Source organism: Streptomyces sp. CO7, from assembly GCF_053474865.1.
This window is the reverse complement of sequence record NZ_JBRIOU010000001.1, coordinates 60,629-61,262: the sequence shown is the minus strand read 5'-3', so window position 1 is coordinate 61,262 and position 634 is coordinate 60,629. Positions and strand designations below refer to the sequence as shown.

Genomic DNA, 634 nt, shown 5'->3' with positions numbered 1-634 from the left:
AGGTACGGGAGGGGAGAGGGGCGCGGGGTCCAGGGCCGGCGGACCCGCCGTGGCCCCGTCGACGAGCTCGCCGATCCGGGCGGCGCAGCGCCGGCCCTCCAGGTGCAGCCGGCCGAGGTTCACCCCGTCCTCGGCGAGCAGGGTGAGCACGGTGGACCGGCCGGCGGCGTAGGTGGCCAGGTAGCCGGACTTGCCGCGGACGACCAGTTCGCGGGGCGTGCCACGCCCGGTGACGTCGGCCAGCCGGAGGACCGCGGCGAGCACCTCCGCGGTCTGCGCCGCGGCCTCCTCCGTCGCCACGCCGGGCGAGTCCTCGGCCAGCACCGTGCCGTCGGCCGAGGTGGCGAGGGCGCCGGTCAGCTGGAACATCCGCGAGCGGATGCGACGCAGCTCGCCGCGCACCTCCGTCTCCACGGCCGGCAGCTGCTTCCTCCCGGCACGCTGCCGGAGGGCGCGGATCACAAGGCCTCCAAGGCTGCCCGCAGTCGCTGGAGCAGGGTGACGTCGGGGTCGGCGAAGTGGGTGGGCGGCATCGACGACGGGGCGGCCGCCGGAGTCCGCGGCGGCGGGACCGCCGGGGCGGCGGGGACGGCGTGAGCCGAGGGCGCCGTGGGTGCCGCGGGCGCCGCATGGG

The 634-nt window shown here is 78.2% G+C and carries 1 protein-coding gene; it reads right to left on the bottom strand.

The genetic code is table 11. The features are described 5' to 3' along the window. Positions 1 to 462 (bottom strand): roadblock/LC7 domain-containing protein (locus tag ACOV8S_RS00265; protein ID WP_448315155.1); only part of this gene is annotated, 462 nt, incomplete at its 3' end. Positions 463 to 634: the final 172 nt, after the last annotated feature.